The organism is Burkholderia sp. AU45251 (assembly GCF_030482905.1).
In the GTDB taxonomy this organism is placed as follows: Bacteria; Pseudomonadota; Gammaproteobacteria; order Burkholderiales; family Burkholderiaceae; genus Burkholderia; species Burkholderia aenigmatica.
In genome coordinates this window covers 68,349-85,260 of record NZ_JAUJQH010000011.1, presented here as the reverse complement: position 1 = coordinate 85,260, position 16,912 = coordinate 68,349, and the positions used below count along the sequence as shown (strand labels likewise).

The following is a 16,912-nucleotide window of genomic DNA, read 5'->3' as shown; positions in this document are numbered from 1 at the left end:
TAATCTGGGGATAACCCTGGGTTTACCCGCAAGTGCCCGATGCGGGGTCAGTGTTGCAATTTCGCGTGAGCGAGATGCATGCCGAGTGTGCCGGGGTCGGTATTGGTGCCGGATAGCAGCACGCCGACGCGCTTGCCCTGCAGCGTTTCGCGCAGCGGCCCGAGCAGTGCGGCCAGCGCGGCCGCGCACGCCGGTTCAACCGACAGTTTCAGGTGCGAGAACAGGAATAGCATCGCGGCACGCAGCGCGTCGTCGGACACGGTGACGATGCGGTCGACGTGGCGCCGGCACAGCTGGTAGCTGTATTCCTCGGTATGCGGCGCCATCAGCGAATCGGCGATCGTCTGCATCGCGCTCATCTTGATCGTGTGATTCGCCGCGAAGCTGCGGCTCATCGCGTCGGCGCCTTCCGGCTCGACGCCGTATACGTGCACGCGCGGATTCGCGAGCCGCAGCGCGGTCGCCATGCCGGCCGCGAGCCCGCCGCCGCCGATCGGCACGATCACCGCGTCGAGGTCGGGCGTCTGCGTCGCCCATTCGTAGCCGAGCGTCGCGGTACCGAGGATCGTGTGATAGCCGTTGAACGGATGGATGAAGAAGCGGCCTTCCTCGGCCTCGATTCGCCGGACGAGGTCGAACGCCTGCGATGCGCTGCCGGCCAGCACGACTTCCGCGCGGTACTGCTTGCACTGCGCGATGCGTGCCGGGCTCGCGGTATGAAACATCACGACCTTGGCGCTGCTGCCGAGCCGCATCGCCGCATACGCGACGGCCGCCGCGTGATTGCCGGCCGACACGCAGGTGACGCCGGCGTTCTTGCGCGCCTCGTCGAGCGCGAGCAGGTGCGTGAAGGCGCCGCGCGCCTTGAAGCTGCCGCTGGCCTGCAGCAACTCGAACTTGAAGTTGACGTGCGTGCCCTCGAGGGACGGCAGGTCGGCGCGTTCGAACACGGGCGTGCGCGCGACCCAGGGCGACAGTGCGAAATGCTGCGCGGCGATTTCGTCGAGCGTCGGGATCGGCTCGCCGTCGATCGTCGTATGGGCGGTGCCCTGGCGTTCAGTCGACATGACGTGGCGGGTGGCGGAGTGGGCCGGCCCGCACACGCGGGCCGGCGTGGCGGGAGGCAGTCAGTGCGCGTCGACCGACATGCTGCGGATGAACTTGCGCAGGAACTGTTCGCAGCCGGCGAGCTGCGCGAGCTCGACATATTCGTTCGGCTTGTGCGCCTGCTCGATGTTGCCGGGCCCGCATACGACGCTCGGGATGCCCGCGCGTTCGAACAGGCCGGCCTCGGTGCCGTACGCGACCTTGCGCTTGTCCTGGTCGGCCGTCAGCGCGCGCACGAGCTGCGTGATCGCGGCCTGTTCGGTGGCGTCGAGGCCGGGCGCCGCGGCGATCTTCGAGAATTCGATCGCGGCATTCGGATGCTCGCGAAGCATCTGTGGCAGCAGCGTTTCACGTGCATAGGCTTCGATGCGCGTGAAGATCTGCTCGGGGTCGAGCGTCGGCAGGTTGCGGAACTCGAAGTCGAACCGGCATTCGGCCGGCACCGTGTTGATCGCGTTGCCGCCCTGGATCGTGCTCGTCTGCGCGGTCGTGAACGGCACGTCGTACAGCGCGTCGAACGGGCCTTCGGCGCGGAAGCGGTCGGCGATGTCGCGGATGTGGCAGATGAGGCGCGCCGCATACTCGATCGCGTTCAGTCCCTTCGGCGTCAGCGACGAATGCGCCGCGTGGCCGCGCACGCAGCAGCGGTACGCATTGATGCCCTTGTGCGCGATGATCGGCCGCATGCTGGTCGGCTCGCCGACGATGCAGCCGGACGGTTGCACGCCGCGCTTGACCAGATCCGCAATCATCAGCGGCGCGCCCGCGCAGCCGATTTCCTCGTCGTAGGACAGCGCGAAATGGATCGGCTTCGCGAGCCGGGTCGCCTGCATCTCGGGCAGCAACGCGAGCGCGGTGCCGATGAAGCCCTTCATGTCGCAGGTGCCGCGGCCGTACAGGCGGCCGTCGCGGATTTCCGGCGCGAACGGATTGCTGTCCCATTGCTGGCCGTCGACCGGCACGACGTCGGTATGCCCCGACAGCACGATGCCGCCGTTCGTCGAGCCGTCGTGCGCGGGCACGGTCGCGAACAGGTTGGCCCAGCCTTCGCGCGGATCGTGCGTGATCGTCGATGCGATGCCTTTTGCGGCGAGCGCGTCGCGTACCGTTTCGATCAGGCCGAGGTTCGGCACGCGGCTCGTCGTGTCCATCGACACCAGTTGCTTGATCCAGGGCAGGCTGACGAGCGACGCGTCGCCTTGGTCGGCGGCGGACGACACCGTCGCGTCGAGAGTGGACATGGCAAGACTCCGTCTGATGAATGGGAAAATCATACTCAAAAACGCGTCGGCCCGCCTTCGCCGGACGCGATGCGGTGCAGCAACGCCGCACCCGCCAGTATCGCGTCAGCGCACCGCGGTAGCCGCTCCTTGCTTGGGGCCGAGCGCGCGCAGCGTTTCCTTGATCGTCGACACGCGGATCGCGAGATCCGGCGAGCGCGTCTCGATGCGCAGCTTGTCCTGGCCCGCGAGCTTGATGTGCCGGTGCTTCTGCACCATCTCGATGATCCGCATCGGATCGATCGGCGGATTCGGCTCGAACTGCAGCCCGATCGCGACCTCGCTCGCATCGATCTTCACGATGCCGAGCGGCTTCGCGGCGATTCGCAACCGGTGCGTCTCGACGAGCGCGTGCGCCTGCGGCGGCAGCTTGCCGAAGCGGTCGATCAGCTCTTCCTGGATACCGTCGATCGCGTCGCCGTGCTCGCAGTTCGCGAGCCGCTTGTACAGCGACAGCCGCTCCTGCACGTCCGCGCAGTAGTCGGCCGGAAGGATCGCCGGTGCATGCAGGTTGATTTCCGTCGTCGCGGCGAGCGGGGCGGTGAGGTCGGGCTCCTTGCCGTTCTTCAGCGCCTTCACCGCGTCGTTCAGCATGTCCGTATAGAGCTGGAAGCCGATCTCGTGGATCTCGCCCGACTGCTTGTCGCCGAGCACTTCGCCGGTGCCGCGGATCTCGAGGTCGTGCATCGCGAGATAGAAGCCCGAACCGAGTTCCTCCATCTGCTGGATCGCTTCGAGCCGGCGCTGGGCCTGCTTGGTCAGCGCCTGCGGATCGTGGACCAGCAGGTACGCATAGGCCTGGTGATGCGAGCGGCCGACGCGGCCGCGCAACTGGTGGAGCTGCGCGAGGCCGAACTTGTCCGAGCGGTGCATGATGATCGTGTTCGCGCTCGGCACGTCGATGCCGGTCTCGATGATGGTCGTGCACAGCAGCACGTTCGCACGCTGCGCGACGAAATCGCGCATCACGCGTTCGAGTTCGCGTTCGTGCATCTGGCCGTGCGCGATCGCGATGCGTGCTTCGGGCACGAGCGCCTCGAGCATCGTCTTGCGGTTCTCGATCGTCTCGACCTCGTTGTGCAGGAAATACACCTGACCGCCGCGCTTCAGCTCGCGCAGCATCGCCTCGCGGATCACGCTTTCTTCCTCGCGGCGCACGAAGGTCTTGATCGCGAGGCGCTTCTGCGGCGCGGTTGCAATGACCGAGAAATCGCGCAGCCCTTCGAGCGCCATCCCGAGCGTACGCGGGATTGGCGTCGCGGTGAGCGTCAGCACGTCGACTTCCGCGCGCAGCGCCTTCAGCGCTTCCTTCTGGCGCACGCCGAAGCGGTGTTCCTCGTCGATGATCACGAGGCCGAGGCGCTTGAACTGCACGTCCGACGACAGCAGCTTGTGCGTGCCGATCACGATGTCGACGCTGCCTTCGTTGATCTGCGCGATCGCCGCGTTGACTTCCTTCGCGGTCTTGAAGCGCGACAGCTCGACGATCCGCACCGGCCAGTCCGCGAAGCGGTCGGCGAAGGTCTGCGTGTGCTGCTCGGCGAGCAGCGTGGTCGGCGACAGCAGCGCGACCTGCTTGCCGCCCAGCACCGCGATGAACGCGGCGCGCAGCGCGACCTCGGTCTTGCCGAAGCCGACGTCGCCGCACACGAGGCGATCCATCGGCTTGCCGCTCGTCATGTCGCCGATCACGGCCGCGATGGCGGCTGCCTGGTCGGGTGTTTCCTCGAAGCCGAAGCTTTCGGCGAACTTCACGTAGTCGCGCGGATCGAGCGAGAACGCGTGGCCTTCGCGGGCCGCGCGGCGCGCGTACAGGTTCAGCAGCTCGGCGGCCGTATCGCGGATCTGCTGCGCGGCCTTGCGCTTCGCGCGCTCCCACTGGCCGGAACCGAGCGCGTGCAGCGGCGCGCTGTCGGGATCGGCGCCGCTGTAGCGCGAGATCACGTGCAGTTGCGCGACGGGCACGTAGAGCTTGCTGTCGCCCGAGTATTCGAGATGCAGGAATTCCGTCTCGCCTTCGCCGAGATCCATCGACACGAGGCCCATGTAGCGGCCGATGCCGTGCTGCGCGTGGACGACCGGGTCGCCGACCTTCAGCTCCGACAGGTCGCGCACCATCGCGTCGACGTTGCTCGCCTGTTCCTGCCGGCGGCGGCCCGCGCGGCGGCCGAGCGCGCCGTACAGTTCGGTCTCGGTGACGACCGCATAGCCTTCGCCCGGCACCGCGAAGCCGTTCGCAAGTGGCGCGACGCCGAGCGCGAAGCGTTCGTCGCTTTCGAGCCAGCCCGCGAAGTGGTCGTTCGACGCGGGGCGCAGATGGTGTTCGGCGAGCAGTTGCAGGATTGTCTCGCGGCGGCCGGCCGATTCGACGGTCAGCAGGACGCGCTTGCCCGACGATTCGACGAACGTGCGCAGCGACGCGAGCGGATCGTCGGCATGGCGATCGACGGTGAGCTCGGGTAGCGCCGTCGCCCAGCCACCGGCCGGCTGCGCGGGCAGCACGACGCGGGCGAACGGCTTCGCGAACGCGAAGAAATCCTCGTCGGACAGGAACAGCCGCTGCGGCTCGAGGATCGGCCGCTCGCGATCGTGCGCGAGGAACGCATGGCGCTGCTTCGTATCGGCCGTGAAGCGGCGGATCGACGCTTCGAGGTCGCCGGTGAACACCAGGTGCGCATCCTGCGGCAGGTAGTGGAACAGCGTGGCGGTTTCGTCGAAGAACAGCGGCAGGTAATACTCGATGCCGGCCGACGGCACGCCGTTGCCGATGTCCTTGTAGATCGGCGCGCGGCTCGGGTCGCCTTCGAAGGTCTCGCGCCAGCGGCTGCGGAAGGCCGTGCGCGCGGCTTCGTCGAACGGAAACTCGCGGCCGGGCAGGAGCCGCACGTCGCGCACCGGGTAGAGGCTGCGCTGCGTGTCCGGGTCGAACGCGCGGATCGAGTCGACCTGGTCGTCGAACAGGTCGATCCGGTACGGCAGCGGCGAGCCCATCGGGTACAGGTCGATCAGCGAGCCGCGCACGCAGTATTCGCCGGGCCGCACGACCTGGCTCACGTGCTCGTAGCCGGCCAGCGTGAGCTGCGCCTTCAGCTTCGCTTCGTCGAGCCGCTCGCCCTGAGCGAATGCAAACGTGTACGCGGCCATGAACGACGCGGGCGGCATCCGGTACAGCGCGGTGGTCGCGGGCACGAGCAGGATGTCGCAGCGGCCCTCGCCGAGATCGTGCAGCGTCGCGAGACGCTCGGATACCAGGTCCTGGTGCGGCGAGAAGGTGTCGTACGGCAGCGTTTCCCAGTCCGGCAGCAGGCGCACGCGCGCGTCCGGCGAGAAGTAGCGGATTTCTTGCGAGAGCCGTTGCGCGTCGACCGCGTTCGCACAGATCACCGCGAGGAGCGGCACCTCCTGGCGGTTGTCGGCGAGATAACGGGCGATGGCGAGCGCGTCGGCGGAACCATGCGCGCCGTCGAAGGCGAAACGCTGGCCGGACTTGACGCGGGCAATGGGCGAGGCGGACGGGGTGGAAGCGTTATCTGGCATAGGGACGACAGGGGTGGCGTGCACGGGCGCATCGCGGTGCGCCGGTCGAGACGAAAGACCTATTATAAAATCCGCTTCTCGATTTCATCTTTCCGGCGTTTCCCTTCGTGACTCCCCGACTTTTCGCCCTGATTCCCTGTGCCGGCACGGGCAGCCGTTCCGGTTCGGCCGTGCCGAAGCAATACCGCACGCTGGCCGGCCGCGCGCTGCTGCACTACACGCTCGCCGCGTTCGACGCGTGCAGCGAATTCGCGCAGACGCTCGTCGTCCTCTCGCCCGACGATTCCCATTTCGACGCGCGCCGCTTCGCGGGGCTGCGCTTCGCGGTGCGCCGCTGCGGCGGCGGCTCGCGCCAGGCGTCGGTGCTGAACGGGCTGCTGGAGCTGGCCGAGTTCGGCGCGACCGACCACGACTGGGTGCTGGTGCACGACGCCGCGCGCCCGGGCATCACGCCGGAGCTGATCCGCACGCTGGTCGCGACGCTGAAGGACGATCCGGTCGGCGGCATCGTCGCGCTGCCGGTGGCCGATACGCTCAAGCGCGTGCCGGCCGGCGGCGACGCAATCGCGCGCACCGAGTCGCGCGACGCGTTGTGGCAGGCGCAGACGCCGCAGATGTTCCGCATCGGCATGCTGCGCGAGGCGATCCTGCGCGCGCAGCGGGAAGGGCACGACCTGACCGACGAGGCGAGCGCGATCGAATGGGCAGGCCATACGCCGCGCGTCGTGCAGGGCAGCCTGCGCAATTTCAAGGTCACGTACCCGGAAGATTTCGCGCTCGCGGAGGCGATCCTCGCCGCGCGCCCTGCGAACGCCTCCTGACATTTACCCCCTCTCAATCGGAACACGCATGGATTTCAGAATCGGACAAGGCTACGACGTGCACCAGCTCGTCGAGGGGCGCCCCCTCATCATCGGCGGCGTGACGATTCCTTACGAACGCGGCCTGCTCGGCCACTCGGACGCGGACGTGCTGCTGCACGCGATCACCGACGCGCTGTTCGGCGCGGCGGCGCTCGGCGACATCGGCCGCCATTTCTCCGACACGGACGCGGCCTTCAAGGGCGCCGACAGCCGCGTGCTGCTGCGCGAGTGCGTGGCACGGATCAAGGCGGCCGGCTTCACGATCCAGAACGTCGACAGTACGGTAATCGCCCAGGCGCCGAAGCTGGCACCGCATATCGACGGGATGCGCGCGAACATCGCGGCCGATCTCGGGCTGCCGCTCGATCGCGTGAACGTGAAGGCGAAGACCAACGAGAAGCTCGGCTATCTCGGCCGCGGCGAGGGGATCGAGGCGCAGGCCGCGGCGCTGCTGGTGAAGCAGGGCGGCTGACGCCCGGCTGCGGCGCGCGGTTCGACCGCCGCGCCGCGGAAATGACAATGCCACGCGGATGCGTGGCATTTTCGTTTGGCGCGGCGACCAGGCCGGCGTGGCTGCCGGCCGGGTGGTGCAACCGCTTACTCGCCTTCAGCGGCGATCACTTGCGCGGCGGCGTTGATCACCGACGCGATACGGCCGACGTCGCGCAGCTGCGTGACAGTCATCCCTTGCTCGTTCTTCAGCAGCGCATAGTGCGACTTCACGCAGAAGTGGCACTTGCCGACGATCGACGCGGCGAGCGCGTACATCTCGAACTTGCGCTTGTCGACGCCGCCGTGGGTCGCATACGCACCCATCCGCAGCTCGGCGCGCTGCGTCTTCAGGTCGGCGTCGTCGGCCATCTCGACATACGGATACCAGGTGTTGTTCATCCCCATCAGCGCGGCCGCCGTCAGCACGGCGTTCGTCTCTTCGGGCGACAGCACGCCGGCCTCGCGGATCGTCTTGATGAGCACCGTGCTCTTCGCTGCGATCGCCGCCGCCAGCGCAACGCCGACCGCGTCGGTGCCTTCGAGCGACGAGCGCGAGATCGTGCCGTCGAGGTTCAGGCGAATGTCCTTCGCGTAGTCGGGAATACGTGCCTTAATCGAGTCGATGAATTCCATTGATATCTCCTATGGGTTGGCCGTTAAAAAAGCCCGCAGGCAGGACGTGCGCCGCGGGCTTCGTGCATCGATGCGCTTACAGCGTTGCGCCGCCGACTGCACGGTTGCACGGGCACAGTTCGTCCGTTTGCAGGCCGTCCAGAATCCGCAGGACTTCTTCCGGGCTGCGGCCGACGTTCAGGTTGTTCACCGAAACGTGCTGGATCGTGTTGTCCGGATCGACGATGAACGTTGCACGCAGGGCCACGCCGGCTTCCTTGTCGCGCACGCCGAGCTGGTCGATCAGCTCGCCCTTGACGTCGCCGAACGAGTAGTGGTTCAGCTTGTTCAGGTCCTTGTGCTCACGGCGCCATGCGAGCTTGACGAATTCGTTGTCCGAGCTGCCGCCCAGCAGGATGGCATCGCGCTCTTCGAACTGCTTCGTGAGCTTCGCGAACTCGACGATTTCCGTCGGGCACACGAACGTGAAATCCTTCGGATAGAAGTAGATGATCTTCCACTTGCCCGGGAACGACGCTTCGGTGACGGTCTCGAATGCCGACTGGCCGTTTTCCTCGTGATTGTTGAAGCCCGGCTTCGCGGCTACGACGGTGAAAGCTTCGAGTTTATCGCCCACGGTTTTCATGCGGATACTCCTGTATGAGTTGGGAAGAAGACTGAGTCAAGCTACCTCGGTGCTGCAACGATGATGTGACAGCATGGGCAAGACTATAACACTATTAATTAGTAACTTCAATAGATTTTGACTAACGACCCTCATAGCTTTTTTCAACCGGATCGATAGTGTGCAGTGCAAGAAGCGTGCGCGAGCGCGTCACGCAGTCGCGCGCGCCTTGCCGGCGCCGGGGAATTCGAGCGTGACTTCGAGGCCCGCTTCGGGGTTGCGGTTGCGCAGGCGCAGCGCGCCGCGATAGCGGCCCACGAGGCGCAGCACGATCGCCATCCCGAGGCCCGTGCCGTCCGCCTTGGTGCGCGCGGTGTCGACGCGGTAGAACGGCCGCATCACGAGCGGCAGTTGATCTTCGGGGATGCCGGGGCCTTCGTCGCTCACCGACAGCTCGACGCGCGCGTGCGACACGCGCGTCTCGAGCGTGATGCGCGACACGCCGTCCTGCTTGCTTTGGCCATACTTGCGTGCGTTCTCGACGAGGTTGCCGATCACGCGGCGCATGTCGGTCTCGTCGGCTTCGATCACCGCGCTCGGCGCCAGCCGCGTGCGGATCTCGACGCCATCCTCGCCCGACACGCGCGCAGCGACTTCCTGCGCGATCGACGACAGGTCGACGGGCTCCGGTTTGCGTTGCGACGGGCGCGCGTAATCGATGAAAGCCGCGATGATGCGATCCATCTGTTCGATGTCGTCGACCATCGCGTCCTTGGTCGCCTGGTCGGACGGGCTCATTTCGGTTTCGAGCCGCAGCCGCGCGAGCGGCGTGCGCAGGTCGTGCGAGATGCCCGCGAGCATCAGCGCGCGGTCGGCCTCGAGCTGCTCGAGGTCGCGCACCATCTGGTTGAAGCTGCGGTTGGTATCGGCCGCGACGCCCATTCCGCGCTCGGGCAGCAGCTCGGGTGTCTGACCCGAGCCGATCTGCCGCGCGGCGAGCGCAAGCCGCGAGAACGGCCGGTTCACCAGGCTTGTGATGAACGCGGAGCCGAATAGCGACAACGCGAGCGCGAATAGCCCCCAGCCGGCCCACTGCAGGCCGGTGACGTTGTCGAGCTGGTCGCGATCGAGCGCGACCCAGTAATCGTCGTCATCGATCTTGAAGCTGATCCACACGCCGGGAATGTCGTTGACCGACTGCGCGATCACGGTATCGTCGCCGAGACGGCTGCGGATGTCGTGTTCGATCAGGCGGTTCAGCGATTCGTCGGGCTGCAGCTTGAACTTGTCGGTTTTCTCGCGCGGGTAAACGCGCACGCCCTCGTTGCTCTCGAGATCCTGCAGCAGCGCGCGCCGCAGATCGGGATCGGAATAGAGCAGGGCAGTGCGCGTGAGCTTCACGACCGCGACGAGCTGCAGCGCGACGCGCTGCGCACGCGGCTCGCGCTCGATGACGCGAAAGCTCTGGAACCACGCGGCGAGACTGACCGAGATCAGCAGCGCGATCAGCAGGAAGGTGCGCCAGAACAGCCCGCCGAACGCGAGCTGCAGGAGGCGCCGGTCGATACGCATGGGACGGGCCGTGGGCGGGCGAAACCGGAAAGGAAAAAGATCAGGCCGCGCCGTCCGGGATGAACACGTAGCCGAGGCCCCAGACGGTCTGGATGAAACGCGGGCTGCCCGGATCCGGTTCGATCAGCTTGCGCAGGCGCGAGATCTGCACGTCGAGGCTGCGGTCGAACACTTCGTATTCACGACCGCGTGCGAGTTCCATCAGCTTCTCGCGCGACAGCGGCTGGCGCGGATGACGCGCGAACACCTTCAGCACCGAGAATTCGCCGGTGGTGAGCGGAATTTCCTGGCCGGATTTCGTCAGCGTGCGCGTCGCGAGGTTCAGCGAGAACTCGCCGAACTCGAACACCTCGGTGGTTTCCGACGGCGCGCCCGGCAGTTCGGCCGGCGCCTGGCGGCGCAGCACCGCATGAATGCGCGCAACGAGTTCGCGCGGGTTGAACGGCTTCGGCAGGTAATCGTCGGCGCCCATCTCGAGGCCGACGATGCGATCCACATCTTCGCCCTTCGCGGTGAGCATGATGATCGGCGTGCGGTCGTTGCTGCCGCGCAGGCGGCGGCAGATCGACAGGCCGTCTTCGCCCGGGAGCATCAGGTCGAGCACGAGCAGGTCGAAACGCTCGCGTACCCAGAGCTTGTTCATTGCGGTCGCGTTTTCCGCGACGTAGACATTGAAACCCTGCTCGCCGAGATAGCGGCGCAGCAGATCGCGCAGGCGCGGGTCGTCGTCGACGACGAGAATCTTGGAGGGGTTTTTCGTTTCCATGATCGGCATCTTATCGCGAATGGGAATTGACGCACGGCCACGTATTTTCGTGCGTTACAGTCGGTTACAAAATTTACCCGTAGTGTCGCGCGGAGTAAAGGCAGGCTATAGAGATTCCTTTACTCGAAGCCGAAATTCGGTAGATACTCCCCTGCACTCCATCTTTCATCTTTGCACACCCGAATTCCGCAGGGTTTTTCAAGTACCAGAGGTAGCCGGTTGCCGCGTGACGAAGGGAACAAATCGACCAAAGAAGCGAGGACGGTCATGCGATCTGCCCGGATTGCAGTGATGCTGACGATCGCACTTGCCGGTCCGTATGCGTCGAACTTCGCGTATGCGCAGCGCCCCGAGCAGGGCGCATCGTCGCGCAAGCTGCCGCGCGGCAAAGCGCCGCAGTCCGACCGTGCCGCCGAGATGACGGTCCGTTCCGCCGTGCCTCCCGATCTCGAACAGCGCCGCCGCGACGGGCACATGACGCCCGAGGAGCGCCACCTTTTGCGCCAGCACATCGAGGACGCCGTTCGCGAGCTGTACAAGCGCTGACGCGCCGTCTTTCGCGCTGCGCGGAATACCTCGCTCGGAAAAGATTCGTAGCAATTTTCCCGTCAACTTTCGCCTGCCGATTGCCGTTGTACCGGCATCCGCACCGCCGGTGCGTTCCGGGAGTCCATGACGATGAAAGCGAACGCTGCCGCACCGGCGCCGTCGCCCGCTATGCAGTCGCCGCTCGACGCCGACGATGCGTTGTTTTTCCTGAGCCGGACCGGTTTTTCTCCCGCACCCGCCGATGTCGCGCGCATCGTCGGCATGACGCGCGCGCAGGTCGTGGCCGACACGCTCGGCAACGTGCGCCGCGACCCCGTCACGACGTGGCCCGACTGGATCGCCGAGCTGCCGCCGACGCGCGCGCAGCGCCAGGCACTGACCCCCGACATGCGGCGCGACGAGCAGCGCGAGCGCAACGTTCGGTACGATGCGCTGCGCGCGGCGTGGGTCAACGAGATGATCGTCACGCCGTCGCCGTTGACCGAGCGCATGACGCTGTTCTGGCACGGGCACTTCACGTCGGGGCAGGACAAGGTACCTTACCCGCAGACGATGGCCGCGCAGAACGCGCTGTTTCGCCGCGAGGCGCTCGGCAACTTCGGCACGCTGCTGCACGCGGTCGCGAAGGATCCGGCGATGCTGCAGTATCTCGACGGCGCGAGCAATCGCAAGGGGCGCCCGAACGAGAACTTCGCGCGCGAGGTGATGGAGCTGTTCACGCTCGGCGAAGGGCATTACACGCAGTACGACGTGACCGAAGCCGCGCGTGCGATGACGGGCTGGACGGTCGACCCCGATACTTATCGCTTCGAGGTGCGGCCGGATTTGCACGATGCGGGCGACAAGACGATCCTCGGCGAAACGGGGCCGTTCGACGGCGACGGCTTTCTCGACATCCTGCTGAAGCGGCCCGGCACCGCGCGCTTCATCGCCGGCAAGCTGTGGCGCGAGTTCGTGTCGGATACGCCCGACCCGGCGGCGCTCGATGCGGTGGCCGAGCGGTTTCGCACGAGCGGCTACGACATTCGCGCGGCGCTCGCCGCGCTGTGGTCGACCGACGCATTCTGGGATCCACGCAACCGCGGCGTGCTCGTCAAATCGCCAGCGGAATTCGTCGTCGGGTCGGTGCGGCTGTTCGACGTTTCATACGGCGATCCGCAGATGCTTGCGAACACCGTGCGCACGCTCGGGCAGAACCTGTTCTACCCGCCAAACGTGAAGGGCTGGCCGGGCGGCGCGCTGTGGATCAACAGCACCACGCTGCTCGCACGCAAGCAGTTCGTCGAGCAACTGTTCCGCGCGACGGAAACGGCCGGCATGCACCCGCCGGCGCATGCGATGGCGCCGCCGACGAACGCCCGCGCGCACGCAATGCCGGTGGTCGATACGGCGTCCGCCGCGGGTATGCGCGGTGCGCCTGCCAAGCCCGCGCGCGCCGGCCTGCGTTTCGACCTCGAGCGCTGGCTGGCGCAATATCGCGCGCGGCCGCAGGCGATCGCGGGCTTGTCGACCGAGCTTCAGTTGCAGCATGCGGTGCTGCAGCTGTCGCCGGTCGCCGCGATCGACACGGATTCGACCGGCAGCGCATATCTCGAGGCGCTGCTGATGGATCCGGCCTATCAGCTGAAATGACTCGAACGACGATGAAGCGGGGAACCGGTGCGGCAAAGGTGCCGGGCGGCGAACCAAAGGATGCGCGATGAACCGACGTGATTTTCTGACGCTGACGGGTGCTGCGGCCGCGGCCGGCGTGTCGCTGTGGCAGGCGCCCGCGATGGCCGCGACGGGGCGGCCGCCAGTGGCCGGGTATGCGAACGTGTTGATCCTCGTCGAGCTGAAGGGCGGCAACGACGGCCTCAACACAGTGGTGCCGTACGCGGATCCGCTGTACTACCAGTTCCGGCGCAGCATCGGCATCAAGCGTGAGCAGGTGCTGCAACTCGATGCGCACACGGGGCTGCATCCGTCGCTGGCGCCGCTGATGCCGCTGTGGCGCGACGGGCAGGTTGCGGTCGTGCAGGGTGTCGGCTATCCGCAGCCGAACCTGTCGCATTTCCGCTCGATCGAGATCTGGGATACCGCGTCGCGCTCGGATCAATACCTGCACGAAGGCTGGCTCACGCGCACGTTCGCGCAGGCGCCCGTGCCGCCCGGTTTCGCGGCGGACGGCGTCGTGCTCGGCAGCGCCGAGATGGGGCCGCTCTCGAACGGCGCGCGTGCGATCGCGCTCGTCAATCCCGCGCAGTTCATCCGTGCGGCCCGGCTCGCCGAGCCGTCGTCGCTGCGCGAACAGAACCCCGCGCTCGCACACATCATCGACGTCGAGAACGACATCGTGAAGGCGGCCGACCGGCTGCGCCCGCGCGGCGGGATGCGTGAGTTCAGGACGGCCTTTCCGGCTGGCGCGTTCGGCACGTCGGTCAAGACCGCGATGCAGGTGCTGGCCGCGTGCGAAGCGTCCGGGCCAGGCGCGCAGGACGGTGTCGCGGTGCTGCGCCTGACGCTCAACGGCTTCGATACGCACCAGAACCAGCCGGGGCAGCAGGCCGCGCTGCTCAAGCAGTTTGCGGAAGGGATGAGCGCGATGCGCGGTGCGTTGATCGAGCTCGGGCGCTGGAACCAGACGCTCGTGATGACGTATGCGGAATTCGGACGGCGCGTGCGCGAGAACCAGAGCAACGGCACCGATCACGGCACGGCCGCGCCGCATTTCGTGATGGGCGGCCGCGTGGCTGGCGGGCTATACGGTGCGCCACCCGCGCTCGGGCGGCTCGACGGCAACGGCAACCTGCCGGTCGCGGTCGATTTCCGCCAGCTCTACGCGACCGTGCTCGGGCCGTGGTGGGGGCTCGACGCGACGCGCGTGCTGCAGCAGCGCTTCGATACGCTGCCGCTGCTGAAGGCTTAGGGAGTCAGGTCAGCGCCGGCGCGCGGCACGCCACGCGATCCACAGCTTGCGGATCGGCGTCAGCGCGATGCGCTGGTGCAGTACCTGGTAGCCGTCGCGCTCGATTTCGTCGAGCAGCGAGCCGGTCAGTGCGATCTGCGCGCGCAGCGTGCGCTGCGCGCGGCGTTCGGATGCGGGGATCGCCGCTTCGGCGGCCGCGAGCGCTTCGCGCGCGCGGGCCGTCTGGAATTGCAGCAATTCGGTGAAGGCCGGGCTGTAGCGGCGGTTCAGCAGATCGGCCGCGGTCACGTTGTAGCGCTGCAGTTCGTCGATCGGCAGGTAGATGCGGCCGTGGCGCGCGTCGTTGCCGAGTTCCTGCACGAATTGCGCGAGCATCAGTGCGCGGCCGGCATCCGCGGCCCACGGTTGCGGGTCGGCCGGGTTCGCAGCGCTGGCGCGCGCGACCAGCGACGCGAAGACGCCGCCGACCTGCGCGATATAGCGCTGCAGGTTCGCGAAATCGAGGTAGCGCGCCTGTTCGAGATCCATCCCGTAACCGTTGACGAGCGTGCGCAATGCGTCGGCCTCGGCGGCGATCGCCGGATGATGCTGCGCGAGCGCTTTCGTGACCGGGTGCGACGGCTGCCCGTCGGCCAGTGCCGCAAGTTCCTTGTGCCACCACGCGAGCTTCGTGTGTCCGATGGTCGGGTCGCTGGTTTCCTTGACGGTTTCCTCGAGTTCGCGGCGCAGCGCGAACAGGGCGGTCAGGCGCGGTTGCGTGGCGAGCGGCGCCTGGCGCAGCGCGTAATAGACGCTGGAGCCCGCGGGGGCGGCCTTTTGCTGACAGTAGTCGTCGAAGTTCACGGGCGGAATCGTGTGGGGGGCGGGTTCGGGGGACGCGCGGCGGCGCGGTGCCGAAACGTCGAGCGCGGCATTCTAGCACCGCTGCACGACGGGTGCCGGCAGGGGCGAGACAATGCCGCGCGGATCGGGTAGAATCTCGCGCTCGCCTGATCGGGCGTGCCGGTTCCAGGCCGGCGCGATGTCCCGGGCGCGTGGAAACGCATCTTGCGTGCCGCGTGATCAGGCGACAGAAATGCGCGTGAGTGGCGAAATTGGTAGACGCACCAGGTTTAGGTCCTGACGCCCGCAAGGGTGTGCCGGTTCGAGTCCGGCCTCACGCACCAACTCAAGTTCCGGTTTGTTCCCGAGAACTCTTGAAACCCGCGATAGCTAAAGGCTTCGCGGGTTTTTTCATTCTGCGATGTTCCGGTCATTACCGGTTGAAGCTGGGGGCAAGTTGGGGCAACATTGGGGATAACATGGAAGTGTGTCCCGTCCCAGTCATGGAGTTGCCCCCATGCCGCTGACCGATACCGCTATCAAGAATGCCAAGCCTGCCGCGAAGCCTACGCGCTTGTTCGACGGTGGCGGCTTGTACCTGGAAATTTCTCCCGCTGGTGGGAAGTGGTGGCGATTGAAGTACCGCTTCGGCGGCAAGGAAAAGCGGATTTCTCTTGGGGTCTATCCCGATGTCTCGCTACAAACGGCGCGCAAGCGCCGCGCCGAGGCCCGCGAGCGTCTCGCGGTAGGGGCTGATCCGGGAGAGGTGAAGAAGGCGGACAAGCGCGCCGCCAAGCTGGCAGCGTCGAATTCATTCGAGGCTGTCGCGCTTGCTTGGATGGAGGAGCGCCGCGCTTCGGTCGAACCCGCGCAGTACGAAAAGACGCTGGCGCGGTACACGAATGATGTATTCCCTTGGATCGGCAAGCGGCCAATCGCTGAGATCGACGCGCCGGAAGTGCTTACGCTGCTCAAGCGCATTGATTCGCGAGGCGCGCGCTATACGGCTCATCGGGTGCGTGCGGAACTCAGTCAGGCGTTCCGGTATGGCATCAAGGAAGGTTATTGTAAGGTCGATCCGGCACGTGACCTGCTCGGAGCAATCCCATCGACACGCACGATTCACTTCGCCTCTATCACCGAGCCGATTAAGGTGGGTGAAATGCTACGCGCGTTCGATGGCTTCACCGGTACCTTTCCCGTTCTCTGCGCGCTCAAACTGGCCCCTCTGCTGTTCGTACGCCCCGGTGAGCTGCGGAAGGCTGAATGGTCGCAACTCGATCTTGACAAGGCCGAGTGGCGTTATCTCGTTACGAAGACGAAGACCGATCATCTCGTGCCGCTTGCGACTCAGGCGGTCGCGATTCTCCGTGAGTTGCACTCGCTGACCGGAGGCGGTCGCTACTTGTTTCCTGGCGCGCGCGATCGGAATCGCCCGATGAGCGATGCCGCTATCAATGCCGCGCTGCGTCGACTCGGCTACGACACACGTACAGAAATAACGGGACACGGATTCCGCGCGATGGCCAGAACGATCCTCCACGAGGAACTTGAGCAGAAGCCGGAAGTGATTGAGCATCAGCTTGCGCATGCGGTACCTGATGTGCTCGGAGGTGCATATAACCGGACGCGGTTCATCAAAGAACGCCGGGCGATGATGCAGAAGTGGGCCGACTACCTCGACCGGCTCAAGCAAGGCCCGGTGGCCGCTGTTTCTTAGGGATGTGCAATCGCACAATTCGCGGCTGCCTCGATAACCGATAGCCGTGGTGCTGAAGG

The 16,912-nt window shown here is 66.3% G+C and carries 14 protein-coding genes and 1 tRNA gene; 7 read left to right on the top strand and 8 right to left on the bottom strand.

What is annotated here, in order from left to right; all coding sequences use genetic code 11:
- Window positions 1-47: 47 nt before the first annotated feature.
- The 3 genes from QZM67_RS21715 to mfd form a co-directional block, all read right to left on the bottom strand.
- Complete coding sequence (locus QZM67_RS21715) at window positions 48-1,067, bottom strand: threonine/serine dehydratase (protein ID WP_301806571.1); 1,020 nt, start codon at window positions 1,065-1,067, stop codon at window positions 48-50.
- 60 nt (window positions 1,068-1,127) lie between these two features.
- A complete protein-coding gene (gene argE / locus QZM67_RS21710) occupies window positions 1,128-2,348 on the bottom strand; it encodes an acetylornithine deacetylase (RefSeq protein WP_205822479.1) in 1,221 nt (406 codons plus the stop codon).
- Between the two features lie 105 nt (window positions 2,349-2,453).
- Window positions 2,454-5,924 carry a transcription-repair coupling factor gene (gene mfd, locus QZM67_RS21705; protein ID WP_175023855.1) on the bottom strand — a complete coding sequence of 1,157 codons (3,471 nt, stop codon included), beginning with the start codon at window positions 5,922-5,924 and terminating at the stop codon, window positions 2,454-2,456.
- Between the two features lie 107 nt (window positions 5,925-6,031).
- On the opposite strand from mfd, the gene ispD reads away from it, so the two are divergent.
- Complete coding sequence (gene ispD, locus QZM67_RS21700) at window positions 6,032-6,745, top strand: 2-C-methyl-D-erythritol 4-phosphate cytidylyltransferase (protein WP_043188032.1); 714 nt, start codon at window positions 6,032-6,034, stop codon at window positions 6,743-6,745.
- 28 nt (window positions 6,746-6,773) lie between these two features.
- On the top strand, window positions 6,774-7,259 hold the full coding sequence (ispF, locus tag QZM67_RS21695; protein ID WP_043188034.1) for a 2-C-methyl-D-erythritol 2,4-cyclodiphosphate synthase: 486 nt from the start codon (window positions 6,774-6,776) through the stop codon (window positions 7,257-7,259).
- A gap of 125 nt (window positions 7,260-7,384) precedes the next feature.
- On the opposite strand, the gene QZM67_RS21690 is transcribed toward ispF, so the two are convergent.
- The 4 genes from QZM67_RS21690 to ompR form a co-directional block, all read right to left on the bottom strand.
- Complete coding sequence (locus QZM67_RS21690) at window positions 7,385-7,912, bottom strand: carboxymuconolactone decarboxylase family protein (RefSeq protein ID WP_011352388.1); 528 nt, start codon at window positions 7,910-7,912, stop codon at window positions 7,385-7,387.
- A gap of 76 nt (window positions 7,913-7,988) precedes the next feature.
- Window positions 7,989-8,537, bottom strand: coding sequence for a peroxiredoxin (locus QZM67_RS21685; RefSeq protein ID WP_043188036.1), 549 nt, complete (start codon window positions 8,535-8,537; stop codon window positions 7,989-7,991).
- Between the two features lie 189 nt (window positions 8,538-8,726).
- Window positions 8,727-10,088 (bottom strand): ATP-binding protein, encoded by a 1,362-nt coding sequence (locus QZM67_RS21680; RefSeq protein ID WP_175023853.1) that lies wholly within the window; start codon window positions 10,086-10,088, stop codon window positions 8,727-8,729.
- Window positions 10,089-10,128: 40 nt separating this feature from the next.
- Window positions 10,129-10,854 carry a two-component system response regulator OmpR gene (ompR, locus tag QZM67_RS21675; protein ID WP_004199523.1) on the bottom strand — a complete coding sequence of 242 codons (726 nt, stop codon included), beginning with the start codon at window positions 10,852-10,854 and terminating at the stop codon, window positions 10,129-10,131.
- A 267-nt stretch (window positions 10,855-11,121) separates the two neighbouring features.
- Here ompR and QZM67_RS21670 point away from each other — a divergent pair, with 267 nt between their 5' ends.
- From QZM67_RS21670 to QZM67_RS21660, 3 genes are all read left to right on the top strand, one after another.
- Window positions 11,122-11,400 (top strand): hypothetical protein, encoded by a 279-nt coding sequence (locus QZM67_RS21670; protein ID WP_089450797.1) that lies wholly within the window; start codon window positions 11,122-11,124, stop codon window positions 11,398-11,400.
- 132 nt (window positions 11,401-11,532) lie between these two features.
- Complete coding sequence (locus QZM67_RS21665) at window positions 11,533-13,035, top strand: DUF1800 family protein (RefSeq protein ID WP_089451015.1); 1,503 nt, start codon at window positions 11,533-11,535, stop codon at window positions 13,033-13,035.
- Window positions 13,036-13,102: 67 nt separating this feature from the next.
- Entirely contained in the window at window positions 13,103-14,311 is a 1,209-nt protein-coding gene (locus tag QZM67_RS21660; RefSeq protein WP_301806565.1) for a DUF1501 domain-containing protein, read from the top strand.
- 9 nt (window positions 14,312-14,320) lie between these two features.
- Here QZM67_RS21660 and hpnD read toward each other — a convergent pair whose 3' ends face one another.
- Window positions 14,321-15,154, bottom strand: coding sequence for a presqualene diphosphate synthase HpnD (hpnD, locus tag QZM67_RS21655; RefSeq protein ID WP_043188045.1), 834 nt, complete (start codon window positions 15,152-15,154; stop codon window positions 14,321-14,323).
- A gap of 236 nt (window positions 15,155-15,390) precedes the next feature.
- Between hpnD and QZM67_RS21650 the strand changes: the two genes are divergently transcribed.
- Window positions 15,391-15,477 (top strand) — tRNA-Leu (locus tag QZM67_RS21650).
- Window positions 15,478-15,650: 173 nt separating this feature from the next.
- The gene (locus QZM67_RS21645) at window positions 15,651-16,853 is read left to right on the top strand and encodes an integrase arm-type DNA-binding domain-containing protein (RefSeq protein WP_301806562.1); all 1,203 of its coding nucleotides are present in this window, start codon (window positions 15,651-15,653) and stop codon (window positions 16,851-16,853) included.
- The last annotated feature ends 59 nt before the right edge of the window (window positions 16,854-16,912 follow it).